The sequence below is a fragment of the Arminella tubonensis genome (assembly GCF_003240585.1).
GTDB classification, from domain to species: Bacteria; Pseudomonadota; Alphaproteobacteria; order Rhizobiales; family Rhizobiaceae; genus Rhizobium; species Rhizobium tubonense.
Genome location: NZ_PCDP01000038.1, coordinates 117,702 through 134,009 on the forward strand (window position 1 = coordinate 117,702; position 16,308 = coordinate 134,009).

Below are 16,308 nucleotides of genomic sequence, written 5' to 3' on the forward strand. Positions count from 1 at the left end.
CCGCCAACGCGGCTTCGGCAAAGCCTGCCGAGCGGCAGAGGTCCATGCCTTAGGACTGGAAAGTATGAGGTCAAACTTGTGCGAGGATGAATGATGCCGACCCTTGCCGGCAGACATTCGAGCGGTTGGGCGAGCGATTGGCGATCAATTGGCCTGGAGCAGGATGAGCACCTTGCTTGCCATGGTATTGGCAATCGACAGCGACTGTACGCCCATCTGCTGCGCCGTCGTCAGTGCCGTGATCCGTGCAGAGATTTCTTCCTGATTGGTATCGACCAGGCTGCCGATGGTCGTCTTCAGACTGTCGGTGAGATCCGAGATGAAGGTCGATTGCTGGTCGAGGCGCGACTGCATGACACCCATTGTCGAATCGGCAGAGGTAGCGGATGCGAGCAGCTTGGCCACGACATCCTGCATATCGGACAGTTGTTGCGTGGTGGTGGTGCTGGAGAGCGAAATTTCCGTACCTGCAGTCTGGGCGGAACCAGTCCCCACCGGCAGAAGATAGTAGTTGCGAGGAGTGGACGTTCCATCCGACTGGATCGTGTTGGCGTCGATATTCTTGGTCAGCAGTCCGCGGCTCGGATCGGCGGTGTCGATCATCAAGGCCTGGGAGCCATCGTAATTGACCGACTGGAGATAGACCTGGCCGCCGGTTCCACGGGCAAAGCCGCTGATGACGGATTTCGTAAGGTCCGGCTGCTGGTCGCTATTGTACAGCCAGTTCTCGCCGGCGACGGATGCACTCTGGCTCGTCGTCTGCAGCGTGCCCTTAAGCTGCTGCAACGTCTGGTTCAATGCTGTCCTGTCGGCGCCGGCTTCCTGGGCGCTGACAAGGATATTCTGAATGCTCGAAAGCGTCTTGACGATGCTATCCATCGCGGTGGAGGCGGTGTCGACCTTGCTTTGGCCGAGACCCATGGCGTCGCCGATGGTCGAGAGGCTGCTGCTGTCGGCGCGCATCGTCGTCGCCATTGACCAGTAGGACGGATCGTCCGCCGCCGTCTCGACACGAAGCGCCGACGAGGATTGCTCCTGAGCCTTCTCAAGGTCCTTGTTCACACCGCGCAGCACGGTCAGCGCACCCAAGGCGGCAGAGTTTATCGAAGTGCCCATCGAAAGCCCGTATGTTTGTGGAGGGTGGCAGGCCGGATAGAACCGGCAACGACGTTTCGGCCTCATGCCCGCCTGTGGGAAGTTTCCCAACGCGGCCCGTCGCTTGCAGCAAATCAGCTACGACGCAGAGTTAACAAAACAACAACGACCTCTGCAAGCTCTAATCGGCGCTCGCCGAATTGCACGCAAGCCACGGTCAAGGCTCGAGAAAAATGAGGCCGCGCCGTCGCCGGCGCGGCCTGCAAATGGCCTGAGGACTACCCCTCTTAGTTCTTGAAGAGCGAAAGGATGTTCTGAGCGCTGCTATTGGCGATCGAGAGGGACTGTACCGCGAGTTGCTGCTGCGTCTGCAGGGCAGAAAGCTTGCTGGATTCCTCTTCCATGTCGGCGTCCACGAGCTTGCCGACGCCGGAGCTGATGGAGTCGCTCAGCGAAGAGACGAAGTTCGTCTGCAGGTCGATGCGCGAGGAAAGCGAACCGAGCTGCGATCCGGCAGCCGTCAGGGCTTTCAGTGCGCCTTCGACCATGCTCAGCGCGCTGTCGATGCCGCCAGAGGTCATGTTGGTGATGTCGAGGCTGTAGACCGAGAAGCTCGTGGCGCTGTTGGCCAGGGTCTGGACAGTGCCGAGGATGCCCGAGCTGGTAATGATGACGCCGGTCGAATTGGAGCCGAACAGGACGTTACCGGTAGCAGTGTCGCTGAACGTGTAGCTGGTGCTCTGAACCGAAACACCGCCGGTGGCGCTGCGGACGAAGGATGACACGACCGATGCCGAAGCGCCTGACGATGCGACCATCCAGTTCTGGCCGGAGAACGAAGCGGACTGCGCGACGCTCGACAGCTGCTGCTGCAGCTGGGTGATTTCGTCCTGGACGTCACCCTTGTCGACACTGCCCTCTTCGGCGCTGACGAGCTTTGCCTTGATCGACTGGACGATGCTGATGGCGCTGTCCATTGCGGTCGAAGCGGTATCAACCTTGGCAGCGCCGAGCCCGAGGGCGTCGGAAACGGCGCTCATCGCGCCGCCGTCGGAGCGCATGGTGGTCGCGATCGACCAGTAGGCAGCGTTATCAGAAGCCTTCGAAATGCGCAGGCCCGACGAAACAGCGTTCTGAGTGTGCCCGAGATCGGAATTGATGCCGCGCAACGTCTGGAGAGCTGCCATTGCCGCGTTGTTCGTGAGAATGCTGGTCATTGAAAAATTGCCCCTTATGGCGTGATTTTAGCAGGGACATTCCGGTCTTACGGCCGGTAACGGTGATCAGCGTCATGCCTGTTAACCGGCCCTTAGGTGAAGTTAACCAACCGTTGCGTTAGGGGCAGATGACAACATTATGATTAATCAATAGTTAACGCGCGGTCCTAAAAGCCAATCGCATGAAAAAACCGCGCCCTTTCGGAGCGCGGTTTCTGTTTTTCGATGGTTTGATGGCTGCTGCGCTTAACGGAAGAGCGACAGGATGCTCTGCGACGAGGAGTTGGCGATCGAGAGGGACTGAACTGCCAGCTGCTGCTGCGTCTGCAGGGCAGAAAGCTTGCTCGATTCCTGTTCCATGTTGGCATCAACGAGCTTGCCGACGCCTGAGGTGATTGCATCGCTCAGCGAAGAGACGAAGGTCGTCTGCAGATCGATGCGCGAAGAAAGCGAACCGAGCTGCGAACCGGCAGCGGTCATTGCCGTCAATGCGTTTTCAACCATGGTCAGCGCCGTGTCGATGCCGCCAGATGTCATGTTGCTGATGTCGAGGCTGTAGACCGAGTAGCTCGAAGAACCGAAGGTGGTCGTCGTGCCGAGGATGCCCGAGCTGGTGGTGATGACGCCGACCGAGTCAGAGCCGAACAGGACGTTGCCGGTAGCAGTGTCGCTGAACGTGTAGCTTGTGCTCTGAACCGATACGCCGCCGGTTGCGCTGCGGATGAAGGAAGATACAACCGATGCGGACGCGCCGGACGATGCAACCATCCAGTTCTGGCCGGAGAACGAAGCGGACTGTGCAACGCTCGACAGCTGCTGCTGAAGCTGGGTGATTTCGTCCTGGACGTCGCCCTTGTCAACGCTGCCTTCTTCGGCAGTGACGAGCTTTGCCTTGATCGACTGGACGATGCTGATGGCGCTGTCCATTGCGGTCGAAGCGGTATCAACCTTGGCAGCGCCGAGGCCGAGTGCGTCGGAGACAGCGCTCATGGCGCCGTTGTCGCCGCGCATGGTTGTTGCAATCGACCAGTAAGCGGCGTTGTCGGAAGCTGTGGAAATGCGCAGGCCGGACGAGACAGCATTCTGTGTCTGCCCGAGGCTGTTGTTGATGCCGCGCAGCGTCTGGAGAGCAGCCATTGCTGCATTGTTCGTGATAATGCTTGTCATATTGTTTCATTGCCCCTTGGCAGTGTTAAAAGGGACATTCCGGATTGCCACCGGGAACGGCTGTCAGCTTCATGCCTGCTAACCAAACTGTTAAGGTTAACTCGCCGTTTCGATGGGCTCATAAGACATCAAGATGGTAAAAAATATCTAAACGAAATTCCTAATAACATAAAAAAAACCGCACCTTAATCAGGTGCGGTTTAACTCTTTGTTTAGAAATGCGGCTGAGTTGCCCCAGCCGAATTTCGTTGTCGCTACCGCTGCGCTTAACGGAAGAGCGACAGGATGCTCTGCGACGAGGAGTTGGCGATCGAGAGGGACTGGATGGCAAGCTGCTGCTGCGTCTGCAGGGCGGAAAGCTTGCTGGATTCCTGTTCCATGTTGGCGTCTACGAGCTTGCCAACACCTGACGTGATCGAGTCGCTCAGCGAAGAGACGAAAGTCGTCTGCAGGTCGATGCGCGAAGACATCGAGCCGAGCTTAGAGCCAGCCGAGGTCATTGCGGTCAACGCGTTTTCAACCATGGTCAGCGCCGTGTCGATGCCGCCAGATGTCATGTTGGTGATGTCGAGGCTGTAGACCGAGTAGCTCGAAGAACCGAACGTGGTCGTCGTGCCGAGGATGCCCGAGCTGGTGGTGATGACGCCGACCGAGTCAGAGCCGAACAGGACGTTGCCGGTAGCAGTGTCGCTGAACGTGTAGCTGGAGCTCTGAACCGAAACACCGCCGGTTGCGCTGCGGATGAAGGAAGATACAACCGATGCCGAAGCGCCGGACGATGCAACAACCCAGTTCTGACCGTTGAACGAAGCGGACTGTGCAACGCTCGACAGCTGCTGCTGCAGCTGGGAGATTTCGTCCTGGACGTCGCCCTTGTCAACGCTGCCTTCTTCGGCAGTGACGAGCTTTGCCTTGATCGACTGGACGATGCTGATCGCGCTGTCCATTGCGGTCGAAGCGGTATCAACCTTGGCAGCGCCGAGGCCGAGGGCGTCGGAAACGGCACCCATGGCGCCATTGTCAGAACGCATGGTTGTTGCGATCGACCAGTAGGCAGCGTTGTCGGAAGCCGAAGAAACGCGGAGACCGGTCGAAACGGCCTTCTGCGTGGAGTTCAGGTTGTTGTTGATGCCGCGCAGCGTCTGGAGGGCTGCCATTGCGGAGTTGTTTGTATTGATGCTTGTCATAAGTGTGTCCCCTGAGAACTGGATACAAAAAGGAGGACATTACCGGACTTCAGATACCGGCGATGACGGAGCGGCTTCATGCCTCGGTCCCAATCTGTTGGGGACCAAATCCGTCATGTCACGCACAAACTCGCATCCATTGCTTGCCAACATCTTAAGAACGCGAGCGGCGAAAGGCCTACCGCGCAACGTGATTAACGCACGGTGAAGGTGTTTCAATGTGGGCACTGCGACATCGGCTTCAGGCAAGCTACGCCAGCTAGTCTTCCGTCGAATCCATGATGGTCGACGCTGGCCGCCGGCCGGACATAAACCGTAATTTCGCTCGGAGTTTTCGCTTTTGAATACGAAAATCGCCTTTTCGACGGCATCCAAGTATTATCAAAAAGGCCACTATACCCGTGCGCTTGAGACGCTGAACTCGGTGATCGACGTCGACACGTCGCCCAAGGTTTATGCGCTGCTTGCCAAGACGCTGCTGAAGCTCGGCTTCCGGTCGGACGCGGCGAAGGCCTATGGCCTTGCCGGGCGGCAGTCGCCCATTCGGGAAGACTACCTTCGCGAAGCGATGCTGCTGCACTACGACGATGGCAACGAGAAGGAAGTCGTGTCGATCGGCAACCTGATCTTCCCGCTGGCGCTCAAGGACCCCGACGTCGCGTTCGTCCTGGCCGCGATCTTTCTGAGGCGGCAGCAGAAGGAGCTGCTGGGCGGCCTGAAGAAGGTCCTGGCGAACGGCTCTCATCTCAAGCATCTGCTGATGGCAGCAAAGCTTCTGACCGATGACCTAAACGACGAGGGCAACTGGCACATCGTCTCCACCCTCTTCAAGAAGGATCCGGCGAATATCACGTTCCGGACCCTTTACCTGATCTTCTGCCGCGAGATTTCCGATCTCGCCTCCGTCGACGTCCACGCTGCGCCGATCCTTGCCGCAACCGCGGCCGGCAAACTCGACTACGTCAGATTGGACAACCCGTTCTTCCATCTGCACTGGTGTGGCGACGAGGCGCTGAACAAGCTTGCGGTCCACGACACCTCGCCGCTTCCCGCCGGCCATGCCGCCGCGAGGCGGAAGGCTCCTCACACTTGGTCCGACAAGATCCGCATCGGCTACCTGTCCGCCGATTTCTGGCCCGACCATGCGACGATGAAGCTGCTGCAACGCATTCTGGAACTGCACGACAGGCAAAGATTCGAAATCACCCTGTTCGACCATTCGCGTGTCGAAGCACAGAAGGCCGTTGATTTCGATTATTCGACCTGGGGCACCATGGTCGACATTCGCGGGACGTCCGACCGGGAAGCGGCGCAGATGATCCGCGACCGGAAGATCGACATTCTCGTCGATCTGAAGGGGCACACCAAGGAAACGCGCGTCACCATCCTCAATCACATGGCCGCCCCCATTCAGGTCTCATGGCTCGGCTTTCCCGGCACGACCATCAATATCGACCTCGACTACATGATCGGCGACCACTACGTGATGCCTGACCACTCCAGGCAGCATTTCCACGAAAAGCTGTGCCGTCTTCCGGAGACCTATCAGCCGAACGATCCGACGCATCGCCCGATACCTCGTCCGACGACCCGCGCCGAACACGGCCTGCCCGAAAACGCATTCGTCTTTGCGTCGTTCAACGGCAACCGCAAGATCACGTCGCAGATGCTCGACATCTGGTGCAATATCCTGAAGCGGACGAAGAACAGCGTCCTCTGGCTGATCTGCAACGGTCCGCGCGCCGAGAACCATCTGGCTCTGCGCTTCGAAGAGCGTGGCATCAACCGCAAGCGGGTGATCTTCACGACGCGCATTCCCTACCTGCTCCATATGGACCGTCAGCAGCTGGCCGACCTCGGTCTCGACACCTTCCCCGTCAATGGCCATACCACGACGTCGGAGCAGCTCTGGGGCGGATTGCCGCTGCTGACAGTCAAGGGCACGAATTTCGCCTCACGCGTCAGCGAGAGCCTGTTGAACGCGATCGGCGTGCCGGAACTGGTGGCGCCCGATCTGCAGGGCTACGAGGACATGGCAGTGGAGCTTTGCAACGATCCGAAGCGCGTTGCCGCCCTCAAGGAGCGATTGATCGAAAACCGCTACATCAAGCCCTTGTTCGATGCAGAGCGGTTCTGCCACCATCTGGAGACCGGCTATACCATGATGGTCGAGCGCGCCAAGGCCGGCCTCGAGCCAGACCATATCGATGTGCCGGCACTCCCCGCCAGGACAACGCCCTTCCAGGCCGACGAGCCTGACGGCGTCGCGATCGCTGCTGAATAAGATGAGGCCGCTCGGGACCCTCCCGGCGGCCTCCTTTATTCGCGTCCCGCCAAAGTCGACGGATCTTTCAGTGGAATGAGCGGACCAGGCTGCCAACCAGAAGGTTCCAGCCGTCGATCAACACGAAGAACAGGATCTTGAACGGCAAGGAGATCGAGGTCGGGGGAAGCATCATCATGCCCATGGCCATGACGATGGTCGAGACGATGAGGTCGATGACCAGGAATGGCAACACGACGAGAAAGCCGATCTCGAAGCCGCGGCGGATCTCAGAAATCATGAAGGCCGGAATGAGAACGCGGTAATCGATCTTGTCGCCATCGGTGACCGTCTGGCCGCGCTCCTGCGCGATGTCGACGAACAGCTTGATATCCTTGTCGCGCGTATTGGCGGACATGAAGGTGCGGAAAGGTTCGGCGATACGCTGGATCGCCACCGTCTCGGTGATCTGATTGGCCATCAGCGGCTGGGCGCCGTCCAGCCAGGCTTTGTCGAAGGTGGGCGCCATGACGTAGAACGTCATGAACAGCGACAGGCTGAGCAGGATCATGTTGGACGGCGTCGTCGCGATGCCCATGCCCGAGCGCAGGATGGAGAAGGCGATGATGAACCGCGGAAAGCTCGTGACCATCATCAGGATGCCGGGCGCGACCGAGAGGATGGTCAGCAGGCCGAACGTGCGAATGATCCAGGAGGCGGCGGAGCCGTTCAGGGGCGCAGTGAAAAGGTCGTTCGGCAGCTGTTGAGCCGCCGCCAGTTCAGGCACCGCAAAGATGATGGCAGCAAGAATGAATAATCGAATCATTCGATCACGAAGGTTCTGAACATAACCTTCGATACGCGGCCTTCGGAACGCAGGTCAACACGTTCCTGGATGTCATCCCTAAGATATTGAAAGCCGCGCGGACCTTCGATCTGCTGGAGCGAAACGGTTCTGATGTATGCGAGGATGTCCTGGTGGATATCCTCGGCCAGTTTGGCATCCGGCGGCCCCTTGAACATCAGCGCCACCTCCAGCCTCACCCAGTTTTCCGAGGGGTAGGCAAGGTTCGACGTGATGGGCTCGAGCTGCACGATGCCGTTGGCTTCGGTCGCGAGATGCGGCAATCCTGGCTCCTCGCCTTTCTTGCCTCCCTCCGGCTTTGCAGCCTCCGCGGTGGCCTCGGCCTTCTGCTCCGTCTTTGCGGATGCAATCTTCGGCGCGATCATCGAACCGAGGATCCAGCCGCCGCCGCCGCCGACGGCGCTCAAGATCAGCAGACCCACGATCGTCATGACCAGCGGCGACTTCTTCTTGCCCGCCGTGCCTTCTGCTTCTGCCATGTTCCCTGCCCGCCTCTTAATCCCGTCGCGTATGCGCCCTGCCGTTACAGCGGCGAGAGAAGATCGACCGCCTGCTGACCGCGTGGCGGCTGCTGTATTTCCGTCAGGCGACCGCGGCCGCCGTAGGAGATGCGCGCTTCTGCGATCTTTTCATAGGATATGGTGTTCTCGGCGGTGACATCCTGCGGTCGAACGATACCCGCGACGTTGAGAATACGGATCTCCTGGTTCATCCGGACTTCCTGCGAACCGCTGATCATCAGGTTGCCGTTCTCAAGAATGCCGGTGACGACTGCCGCGACAAGCAGGGTGACCTGCTCCGAGCGCTGCATCTTGCCCTTGGCATCGGTGCTGGTATCGGAACCCGAGGTGACGTCGGCTGACGAACTCGGGCTCCATCCGAGTATCTTCGCCGTCCCGTTCCAGTTCAGATCGCTCTTGTTGGTTCGGTTGCGGTTGGTCTCGTTGTCCCAGTTCGCCTTGTCGTTGATCGAAATGTTGACGGTCAGGATGTCGCCGACGTTGAGGGCGCGCGAATCCTTGAAGAGTGCCGCCTGGCTGTCGCTCCAGAGCGAATAGCCCTGCGCGACCTGGTGCGGACGCTTGGGGTAAAGCGACATCTGCGGCGTCTGGGCATATTGCAGCCCGCTGCCGATGGGACTCATCGCCGGCGCCCTGCCGATTTCCTTCAGCGCCTGCGACTGGCAGCTCGCGAGGAAGACGACAGCCGCGACCGTGGCGGAGAGACGCTTGTTCATGTGGGGTCCTTCGACTTCGACGTATTCGGATTCAGCGCCATCGCCATGATGTTCGTCACCTTCGCCGCCTTCTCCGGATCCATCTCACTGAGGATCAGGCCGGATTGGCGCGACGAGAGCTTCATGATGATCGCGGCGGCCGTTACGATGGAGACGTCGTTCAGGCTTGCAGCGGCGGCGTCGGGCTTCATGTTCTTGTAGATATCGACCAGACTGGCGTCGGCTTTCTGCAGAAAATCATTCCGACGCTTGAGCCAGTCCTCATATTCCGCCTTGCGCTTGTCCATGACTGCGATGCGTGCGTCGACGTCGCCCTGCAGCTTTTCCAGCTCCTGCTTCTGCAGGAGGTAGCGCTGATCGCGGGCGGAGTCGGCGATGTTTGTGCAGAACTGGCGGATTTCATCCTGGCTGGTGGCGGGGTCGCTCGCCGGTTTCGGCGCCTCCTGCGCGAAGGCGCCGGGGATGGTGAGCATGACGACCGCGATCGCGGGCAAGAGAAGTGCCCGGCAAGCAACCAACATTTTCGAAGTCACGTCGATGCTTCTCATTGCAGAACCAGCTCCGCCTGGAGTGCGCCGGCCGACTTGATCCCTTGCAGGATGGCGATGATGCCGTCCGGCTTGACGCCGATGTTGTTCAATCCGGAGACCAGCGTCTTCAGATCAGGCCCTTCGAGTACCGCCACACGGCCGCCGGTCTTCTGCGCCGAGATGTCGGTCTGGTCCTGGATGGCCGTCTCGCCGTTGCTGAACGGTTCCGGCTGCACGACCTGCGGATTTTCGCTGACCTGCACCGTTAAGGTGCCGTAGCTGACTGCGACCGGCGATACGCGGACGTCTGCGCCGATGACGATCGTTCCGGTGCGCTCGTTGATGACCACCTTTGCCGGCGTGTCCGTCTGGACGATCAGGTTTTCGAGATCGGCCATCAGCCGCGTAAGGTCGGCCATCTTCGGCTTGTCGATAGCGACTTCCTGCGAATCCTTCGCCTCGGCGATCGGTCCGCCGAAACGCGAGGTCGCGTAGGCGTTGACCGTATCGGCGATGCGGATGGAGGTGGAGAAATCAGGGTTTCTGAGCTGCAGGACAAGATTGACCGAGTCCTTGAAGCGCGATGGGAGCTCGCGTTCGATGATGGCGCCGCCCGGAACGCGGCCGGCGGTTGTCACGCCTTCCGTCACGGTGGCAGCCGCGCCCTGTGCCTGGAAACCGGAAACGATGACCGACCCTTGCGCGACGGCATAGATCTGGCCGTCGGCACCGCTGAGAGACGTCATGATGAGCGTGCCGCCGCGCAGCGAGGTGGCATCGCCGAGCGAGCTTACCGTCACGTCGATGCGGCTGCCGGGGCTGGCGAATGGCGGCAGGTTGGTGGTCACCATGACGGCGGCCGTATTCTTGGCGCTGGACTGGCCGCCTTGCGTGGAAATTCCGAGGTTCTGCAACATCGCCCGCATCGATTGCTCGGTGAACGGCGACGAGCGCAAGCCATCGCCGGTGCCCTGGAGACCGACGATCAGGCCGTAGCCGATAAGCTGGTTGTCACGGCCGGCCTGGAGGGAGGCGATATCCTTGATACGCGAATTCATTGCCAGTGCCGGGTCGGAGATGACCAGGCCCGGCAATGCCAGGAGAACTGCAAGGAGCTGACGCAACCGTCTCATTTGGCTACCACACGAATTGTACCGTTTTCGAGGACGGTGCCGCTGACGATGATGCCTGAATCCATGTTTCGGGCGCGGACCATGTCGCCGACCGCGCCGTCATCGAGCGGCGTTCCGGCAGCAGTGATGGTCATGGCGCCGACATTCATGACGAGGCGGACGTTGGCGCCGCGGGTGACGGCGAAAGGTTCGCGGAGGCTGGAAACCGAGATGGTCCGGCCGGCCAGAAGCGTGCGCTTCGAAACCAGACCGGTCACGTCCTTGATTGCCTTGGCATAGTCGCCGACCAGGTTGGGGTTGGTTACTTCGACCAGCTCAAGCTGTCCGCTGCTGATGACGTCACCGGGATAGATCACCTCGGTCGGAACAACGGCATAGCCCATGCCGTCGGCCGAGGCGCGCATGGCCGGCAGTAATCCGGCTGCCAGGCTTGCTACGGCGAGGAACGCGATTGCAACGCTTCTTGCCCGGCGAAACATCATGTCCGGCCCTTCCTATATTGTTACTTGAGGTTTTTGCTGACCACGGACGCCATGTCGTCGGCCGTGGTGATCACCTTGGAATTCATCTCGTAGGCGCGCTGCGCCGTGATCAGCTCGGTGATTTCCTTCACCGGGTCGACGTTCGAGGATTCCAGGTAATTCTGCTTGATGTAGGCAAAGCCATCGAGATTGGGCGTATTGATCACCGGGTCGCCCGAGGCGGACGTCTGGGTGAAGAGGTTGCTGCCCATCGGCTGCAGGCCGGCTTCGTTGACGAAGTTGGCAAGCTGTATCTGGCCGAGGACGGTCGGAGTAGCGTTGGTGCCGATGGTCGCCGCAATCTCGCCGGTCTGGCTGATGGTGATGTTGCTGGCGTTGGTCGGGATGGTGACGGCCGGGTCGAGGACGTTGCCGTCGGTCGTGACGATCTGGCCTGTCGCGCTCTTGTTGAAAGAGCCGGCGCGGGTATAGGCAGTCGTGCCGTCAGGCATCTGGATCTGGAACCAGCCACGGCCGACAAGCGCCACATCGAGCTCGTTGCCGGTCTGCGACAGCTCGCCCTGGATATGAAGGTTGCGAACTGCCGTCGTCTGGACGCCGAGACCGATATTGGCACCTTCCGGCACCGCCGCCTGGTTCGGCCGGTTGGCAATGCCCTTGGCCCGCTCGGTCTGGTACATAAGGTCGGAGAATTCGGCGCGGGAGCGCTTGTAACCCGTCGTGTTGATGTTCGCGATATTGTTCGCGATCACTTCGAGATTGGTCTGCTGGGCATCCATGCCCGTCGCTGCGATGGCAAGCGCTCTCATATCTTCGTCCTTAAATCTGGTTGGAGCTATTTCCTGTTTGATGCCATCAAACCGAAGGCTCTAACCTTTTGTTTCGCCACATTTTCTATCGAGAAACCGGTATCCGCTTTCTCGGAAAATGTTCTAAATCTGCATCTTCGTGATATCGAGGAAGGCCGAAACGACCTTGTCACGAAGGGCGATTGCGGTCTGGAGCGATTGATCCGCCTGCATGACGGCGTCGACAACCTCACGGGTACCCATTGTCCCCTTCATGCCGGCAAAGGAGGCGCTTTCCGCCTGCTTCAGATTGTTGACCATGTCGCCCGCCATGCTGGTCATTACGGACGAGAAACTGGTGCCACCCGCAGCACCAGGCGAGGTGCCCGGTGTCGAAGCGATGGCAGACGAAGCCGCGGAGGTCTCGTCGGTGGCGATGCTGCCGAGGCCACGCGTCATGGCAAGGGAAGCAACATTCTTGATGGCGTCGATGATCATGATTTCAACAGCTCGATGGTTGAGGAGATGAGATCGCGCGATTGCTTGATCGTCTGAAGATTGGCTTCGTAGGAGCGATTGGCTTCACGCATGTCCGCCATTTCGACGAGGACGTTGACGTTCGGCATCTTGACGTAGCCCTTCTCGTTGGCCGCCGGATTGTCGGGGTCGTATTCCTCGACGAACTTTCCGGTGTCCTGACCGAGCTTCTTGACGCCGACGGTGGTCACGCCCTCGGCGTGGTCGACTTCCGCGCCGAAGGTCACGGTCTTGCGACGGTAGGGATCGGCGCCGGGCGTATCGCCGGTCGAGCGGGCGTTGGCGATATTTTCAGAAACGACGCGCAAGCGGGTCGATTGGGCTTCCAGGCCGGAGCCTGCAACTTTCATAGCTGCGGATAAGGGGTCCATGAGCTCACTTCTTTAGGTCTTTACGGTCATCAACATCATGCGATGAAAGGAACTGACGAGCGCCGTGTTCAAGCTGTACTGACGCTGAATTTCGCCGGTCTTGGTCAGTTCCTGTTCCAGTCCGACGGTATTTCCCGATTCCTGCACGCCGATTTCCTGGGCAAGCGGCGCTTCCTCGACACCGATATTGCCGGTGCCGCTGAACTCGCTGCCGGAAAAATGCGCCGGGTTGGTCTTCGCCATTCCGATGGTCTGGCTCTCGAGAACAGACTGGAAAGGGGTGACATCCTTGGCACGGAACTTCGGCGTATTGGCATTGGCGATGTTGCCCGCAACAACTTCCTGACGGACCGACAGCCACTCGGCCTGACGTGACGCCAAATCAAAAAGCTGGATCGGTTGCATGGGCTAGTCTCCGTTCTTACTGTCCCGACACTAGGGGGGTAATCTTGCGTGGGACTTACGGGAAATTCGATCTTTCGAGTGCTTTGGCGACGATGGCGCCAGGGCAACAATCAAGGATGCGCGACGGCATGCCTGCAATGACGGAACGCTCGCCGGGATCACGCGCGAAAAATGATATTAAGCAATGATTTCAATGAATGTTCTGCACGCGATGGAGGCTGATCGCCTTGGCTCCGCTGCCGGATCAATCGCGTTTGTAGACTTCGCCTGTCGAGGTGACGATGACCCACTTGCCGTCGCGCTGCTCGAGCGTTGCAAGACGGCTGTTGTCGGGGAGCACCGACCCGACGCGCACGACGTACATGCCGGAAATATCCTCGATCAGCGCCCGCCCATTTGCCACGTGGAGAAGGTGGAAGGCACTCTTCCCCGGGAATGGCTGCGCCTCGGCCGGCTGGCCGTCGGGATCGATGCGGCCGAGATTGCTGACCGTCGCCGTCGTCAGCTGGTCGGGAGCTTCGGCAGGCTGCGGAGCGGGGTTCTTGTTGACCATGGCTAGCGGAGAGACGCTGAAGACATTGCGGGCCGGCCAATTGGGGAGATCGCGGGTGCGCGCGTTCTCACTGACGTGAATGCCGAATTTGTCCGGGTTGAAAAACACGTACCATGGGAAAAACGCAGACATGCCGGCGAGCACAAGGCCGGTCGCCTTCAGCGCCTTGTCGGCAACCGCGGCCTTTCTCCTGCCCGACTGCTTCAGCGGCGCTACCGGTTCGTCTGCATCGGTTACGTTCACGTCTAGCCTCTTTGTCTTGCGGCCAGATGCGCCGCCGAGCCATTTTTCAGAGCCGTCGCCAGGTCGGTGAAAGCGTCGACCGTCGGGCGCTCACCGGGCAATTGCTTCAGGATGTCGTAGATGATCGGGACCTGTTTGATCGCCATGTCGAGATCGGGGTCGCTGCCCTGCCGATAACCGCCGATGAGCCGAAGGTCGCGTGTCTCCTCGAAGCGATGGACGAGCGACTTCAGTCGCGAAACCAGCTTTTCCTGATCCGGCGTCCAGGCCTTTCGGGCAAGACGCGATACCGACGCCAGCGGATCGATCGGCGGATAACGCCCCTCCTCCGCAAGGCTGCGCTGAAGCACGATATGGCCGTCGAGAATGCCGCGGACCGAGTCGGCGATCGGATCGTTGTGGTTGTCGCCGTCGACGAGGATCGAAATGATCGCCGTGATGGTGCCCGTGCCTTCAGGACCGGGCCCCGCCCGCTCCAGCAATCTCGGCAACTCCGTGAAGACCGACGCGGGATAGCCGCGCGCGATCGGCGGCTCGCCGGAGGCGGTGGCAACTTCGCGGATGGCATGGGCAAATCGCGTCACGCTGTCGACGATCAGAAGCACGTTGTCGCCGGCGTCGCGAAAATGCTCGGCAATGGTGATCGCAGCCAGGGGCGCCATCTTCCGCAGCATCGGGCTTTCGTCGCTGGTCGCCACGACCGCGACCGATTTCTGCATGTGCGGCCCGAGCGTATCCTCGATGAATTCACGAACCTCGCGTCCGCGTTCGCCGACGAGCGCGATGACGACCTTGTCGAAGGCTTCGGCCCGAGCCAGCATCGACAGCAGCGTCGACTTGCCGACGCCGGAGCCGGCGAAGATGCCGAGGCGCTGGCCAAGGCAGAGCGGCGAGAAGATATCGATGGCGCGAACACCAGTCTTGAAGCCGGTGGAGACACGCTGACGCGTCATCGACGGCGGCGCCGTGTTTGAAATCGAGCGGCGGACGTTGCCGATCGGAAGCGGCCCGAGGTTGTCGATCGGCTCACCCAGCGAATTGACGGTGCGGCCACACCATCCCTCTGTCGGTGCAATCCGGAAGGCGCCCTTGCGGATCACCGTATCGTGGATGCCGATGGGTTCACCCGGTTCGATCGGGCAGACAAAGGCCAATTCCGGCTCGACGCGGACGACCTCACCGAGGTGAACGCCGGTCGCGGATCGGTGAGCGACGAATTCGCCGAGGCGAACATGCCTCGAAAGACCAGCGACGGTGTAGTGGCCGGCAGCGATGGTACGGACGTGGCCGCCATGCGCGACAGCATGCTCGGGCGTGGCGTATCGGCCGGCAAGGCTCGCCAACTGGCCAAGCTTCGGGGATATGGCACCGTCAGGCAAAAAGTCCGCGTTCATCGGCTTGTCCATCAAGACTTGCTACCGAGCGTCTTGATCGCATCATCAAGGGAACCTTCACTGTTGTTCGTCAGGGTCGAGATATTATCGAACGCCCGGCTGACTTCGATCAGCTCGGTCATTTCGCGCATGCCGTTGACGTTGGAGTTTTCAAGGTAACCCTGGGCGATGCTGATCTTGGAATTGTCGACTACGGCCTGGGGCGTGTCGGTTGTAAGGATGCCGCTGTTGTCATAGCGCAGGTAGCCCTTGTCGACATCTGCCGAGAAGAGGCCGATCGTGCCCATTTGCTTGTTATTCTGCATGATGACGCCGTTCGTGGAGACAGTCGGTTCGCCCCCTTTCGGATCAAGCTGTATCGGCGCGCCGCCCGGGTCGAGGACGGGATATCCGCGCACGGAGACCAGCGCTCCGGTTTCCGACATCGTGAAGCGGCCGTCGCGGGTCAGCACCGTGCCCGCCGGCGTGTTGACCCCGAACCAGGCGTCACCCTTCACGGCGAAATCAAGCAGGCTGCCGGTGTTTTGGAGTTCGCCAGTGTCGGTAGAGAGATAGTCGTTGCCTTGGGAGACGAAGGCGACCTTGGCGCTCAGCTTGTTATCGGTGTCGCTCAGAACCTGGTTGAATTTGACCTCGGTACCACGGAAACCCGTTGTATTCACGTTTGCCATGTTGTCGGCAATCGTCGTCAGGCGCCGTTCGAGGGCCATTTGCGACGATAGGGAGACATAGATACCAGACTGCATTGCAACGCCCTCCGGACATTGGAGAATAACGTAAAAAGAGACGGCGCCGTCGCCGAACTCGTTCATGTCGTTAGCCGGGCGTGGATGCCCGTGGG

General features: G+C 60.0%; 18 protein-coding genes. 1 reads left to right on the forward strand and 17 read right to left on the reverse strand.

Going from position 1 to position 16,308, the window contains the following annotated elements:
• Positions 1-144: 144 nt before the first annotated feature.
• The 4 genes from CPY51_RS18005 to CPY51_RS18020 form a co-directional block, all read right to left on the reverse strand.
• On the reverse strand, positions 145-1,116 hold the full coding sequence (locus CPY51_RS18005; protein ID WP_111161613.1) for a flagellin N-terminal helical domain-containing protein: 972 nt from the start codon (positions 1,114-1,116) through the stop codon (positions 145-147).
• Between the two features lie 266 nt (positions 1,117-1,382).
• Positions 1,383-2,312, reverse strand: a complete 930-nt coding sequence (locus CPY51_RS18010) for a flagellin N-terminal helical domain-containing protein (protein WP_111161614.1) — start codon at positions 2,310-2,312, stop codon at positions 1,383-1,385.
• A 246-nt stretch (positions 2,313-2,558) separates the two neighbouring features.
• The gene (locus CPY51_RS18015; RefSeq protein WP_111161615.1) at positions 2,559-3,479 is read right to left on the reverse strand and encodes a flagellin N-terminal helical domain-containing protein; all 921 of its coding nucleotides are present in this window, start codon (positions 3,477-3,479) and stop codon (positions 2,559-2,561) included.
• A gap of 266 nt (positions 3,480-3,745) precedes the next feature.
• Entirely contained in the window at positions 3,746-4,666 is a 921-nt protein-coding gene (locus CPY51_RS18020; protein ID WP_111161616.1) for a flagellin N-terminal helical domain-containing protein, read from the reverse strand.
• A gap of 340 nt (positions 4,667-5,006) precedes the next feature.
• Between CPY51_RS18020 and CPY51_RS18025 the strand changes: the two genes are divergently transcribed.
• Complete coding sequence (locus CPY51_RS18025; protein WP_111161617.1) at positions 5,007-6,950, forward strand: O-linked N-acetylglucosamine transferase, SPINDLY family protein; 1,944 nt, start codon at positions 5,007-5,009, stop codon at positions 6,948-6,950.
• A gap of 67 nt (positions 6,951-7,017) precedes the next feature.
• On the opposite strand, the gene fliP is transcribed toward CPY51_RS18025, so the two are convergent.
• The 13 genes from fliP to flgF all read right to left on the reverse strand — a co-directional run bounded on the left by fliP (position 7,018) and on the right by flgF (position 16,213).
• Positions 7,018-7,755 carry a flagellar type III secretion system pore protein FliP gene (gene fliP, locus CPY51_RS18030; protein WP_111161618.1) on the reverse strand — a complete coding sequence of 246 codons (738 nt, stop codon included), beginning with the start codon at positions 7,753-7,755 and terminating at the stop codon, positions 7,018-7,020.
• Positions 7,752-8,273 carry a flagellar basal body-associated FliL family protein gene (locus tag CPY51_RS18035; protein ID WP_111161619.1) on the reverse strand — a complete coding sequence of 174 codons (522 nt, stop codon included), beginning with the start codon at positions 8,271-8,273 and terminating at the stop codon, positions 7,752-7,754. The genes fliP and CPY51_RS18035 overlap by 4 nt, the downstream gene beginning before the upstream one ends.
• 44 nt (positions 8,274-8,317) lie before the next feature.
• Positions 8,318-9,031, reverse strand: a complete 714-nt coding sequence (flgH, locus tag CPY51_RS18040; protein ID WP_111161620.1) for a flagellar basal body L-ring protein FlgH — start codon at positions 9,029-9,031, stop codon at positions 8,318-8,320.
• On the reverse strand, positions 9,028-9,579 hold the full coding sequence (locus CPY51_RS18045) for a MotE family protein (protein ID WP_111161621.1): 552 nt from the start codon (positions 9,577-9,579) through the stop codon (positions 9,028-9,030). The genes flgH and CPY51_RS18045 overlap by 4 nt, the downstream gene beginning before the upstream one ends.
• Positions 9,576-10,694 carry a flagellar basal body P-ring protein FlgI gene (locus CPY51_RS18050; protein WP_111161622.1) on the reverse strand — a complete coding sequence of 373 codons (1,119 nt, stop codon included), beginning with the start codon at positions 10,692-10,694 and terminating at the stop codon, positions 9,576-9,578. The genes CPY51_RS18045 and CPY51_RS18050 overlap by 4 nt, the downstream gene beginning before the upstream one ends.
• Positions 10,691-11,176 carry a flagellar basal body P-ring formation chaperone FlgA gene (gene flgA, locus CPY51_RS18055; RefSeq protein WP_111161623.1) on the reverse strand — a complete coding sequence of 162 codons (486 nt, stop codon included), beginning with the start codon at positions 11,174-11,176 and terminating at the stop codon, positions 10,691-10,693. Before flgA ends, CPY51_RS18050 begins: the two co-directional genes overlap by 4 nt.
• Positions 11,177-11,196: 20 nt before the next feature.
• Complete coding sequence (flgG, locus tag CPY51_RS18060) at positions 11,197-11,985, reverse strand: flagellar basal-body rod protein FlgG (RefSeq protein WP_111161624.1); 789 nt, start codon at positions 11,983-11,985, stop codon at positions 11,197-11,199.
• 123 nt (positions 11,986-12,108) lie between these two features.
• Positions 12,109-12,459, reverse strand: coding sequence for a flagellar hook-basal body complex protein FliE (gene fliE, locus CPY51_RS18065; RefSeq protein WP_111161927.1), 351 nt, complete (start codon positions 12,457-12,459; stop codon positions 12,109-12,111).
• Positions 12,459-12,872: a flagellar basal body rod protein FlgC gene (flgC, locus tag CPY51_RS18070; RefSeq protein ID WP_111161625.1), complete on the reverse strand. Its 414-nt coding sequence runs from the start codon at positions 12,870-12,872 to the stop codon at positions 12,459-12,461. Before flgC ends, fliE begins: the two co-directional genes overlap by 1 nt.
• A 12-nt stretch (positions 12,873-12,884) precedes the next feature.
• Positions 12,885-13,277: a flagellar basal body rod protein FlgB gene (gene flgB / locus CPY51_RS18075; protein ID WP_111161626.1), complete on the reverse strand. Its 393-nt coding sequence runs from the start codon at positions 13,275-13,277 to the stop codon at positions 12,885-12,887.
• 244 nt (positions 13,278-13,521) lie between these two features.
• Positions 13,522-14,073: a flagellar protein gene (locus CPY51_RS18080; RefSeq protein ID WP_111161627.1), complete on the reverse strand. Its 552-nt coding sequence runs from the start codon at positions 14,071-14,073 to the stop codon at positions 13,522-13,524.
• A gap of 2 nt (positions 14,074-14,075) precedes the next feature.
• A complete protein-coding gene (gene fliI, locus CPY51_RS18085) occupies positions 14,076-15,467 on the reverse strand; it encodes a flagellar protein export ATPase FliI (RefSeq protein WP_111161928.1) in 1,392 nt (463 codons plus the stop codon).
• 11 nt (positions 15,468-15,478) lie between these two features.
• Positions 15,479-16,213 carry a flagellar basal-body rod protein FlgF gene (flgF, locus tag CPY51_RS18090; RefSeq protein WP_111161929.1) on the reverse strand — a complete coding sequence of 245 codons (735 nt, stop codon included), beginning with the start codon at positions 16,211-16,213 and terminating at the stop codon, positions 15,479-15,481.
• Positions 16,214-16,308: the final 95 nt, after the last annotated feature.

What these genes read in the sequence shown, in the direction of transcription:
- CPY51_RS18005 (WP_111161613.1), bottom strand. Translation starts at nt 1,116, where the DNA reads ATGGGCACTTCGATAAACTCTGCCGCCTTGGGTGCGCTGACCGTGCTG.
- CPY51_RS18010 (WP_111161614.1), bottom strand. Translation starts at nt 2,312, where the DNA reads ATGACCAGCATTCTCACGAACAACGCGGCAATGGCAGCTCTCCAGACG.
- CPY51_RS18015 (WP_111161615.1), bottom strand. Translation starts at nt 3,479, where the DNA reads ATGACAAGCATTATCACGAACAATGCAGCAATGGCTGCTCTCCAGACG.
- CPY51_RS18020 (WP_111161616.1), bottom strand. Translation starts at nt 4,666, where the DNA reads ATGACAAGCATCAATACAAACAACTCCGCAATGGCAGCCCTCCAGACG.
- fliP (WP_111161618.1), bottom strand. Translation starts at nt 7,755, where the DNA reads ATGATTCGATTATTCATTCTTGCTGCCATCATCTTTGCGGTGCCTGAA.
- CPY51_RS18035 (WP_111161619.1), bottom strand. Translation starts at nt 8,273, where the DNA reads ATGGCAGAAGCAGAAGGCACGGCGGGCAAGAAGAAGTCGCCGCTGGTC.
- flgH (WP_111161620.1), bottom strand. Translation starts at nt 9,031, where the DNA reads ATGAACAAGCGTCTCTCCGCCACGGTCGCGGCTGTCGTCTTCCTCGCG.
- CPY51_RS18045 (WP_111161621.1), bottom strand. Translation starts at nt 9,579, where the DNA reads ATGAGAAGCATCGACGTGACTTCGAAAATGTTGGTTGCTTGCCGGGCA.
- CPY51_RS18050 (WP_111161622.1), bottom strand. Translation starts at nt 10,694, where the DNA reads ATGAGACGGTTGCGTCAGCTCCTTGCAGTTCTCCTGGCATTGCCGGGC.
- flgA (WP_111161623.1), bottom strand. Translation starts at nt 11,176, where the DNA reads ATGATGTTTCGCCGGGCAAGAAGCGTTGCAATCGCGTTCCTCGCCGTA.
- flgG (WP_111161624.1), bottom strand. Translation starts at nt 11,985, where the DNA reads ATGAGAGCGCTTGCCATCGCAGCGACGGGCATGGATGCCCAGCAGACC.
- flgC (WP_111161625.1), bottom strand. Translation starts at nt 12,872, where the DNA reads ATGGACCCCTTATCCGCAGCTATGAAAGTTGCAGGCTCCGGCCTGGAA.
- flgB (WP_111161626.1), bottom strand. Translation starts at nt 13,277, where the DNA reads ATGCAACCGATCCAGCTTTTTGATTTGGCGTCACGTCAGGCCGAGTGG.
- fliI (WP_111161928.1), bottom strand. Translation starts at nt 15,467, where the DNA reads ATGAACGCGGACTTTTTGCCTGACGGTGCCATATCCCCGAAGCTTGGC.
- flgF (WP_111161929.1), bottom strand. Translation starts at nt 16,213, where the DNA reads ATGCAGTCTGGTATCTATGTCTCCCTATCGTCGCAAATGGCCCTCGAA.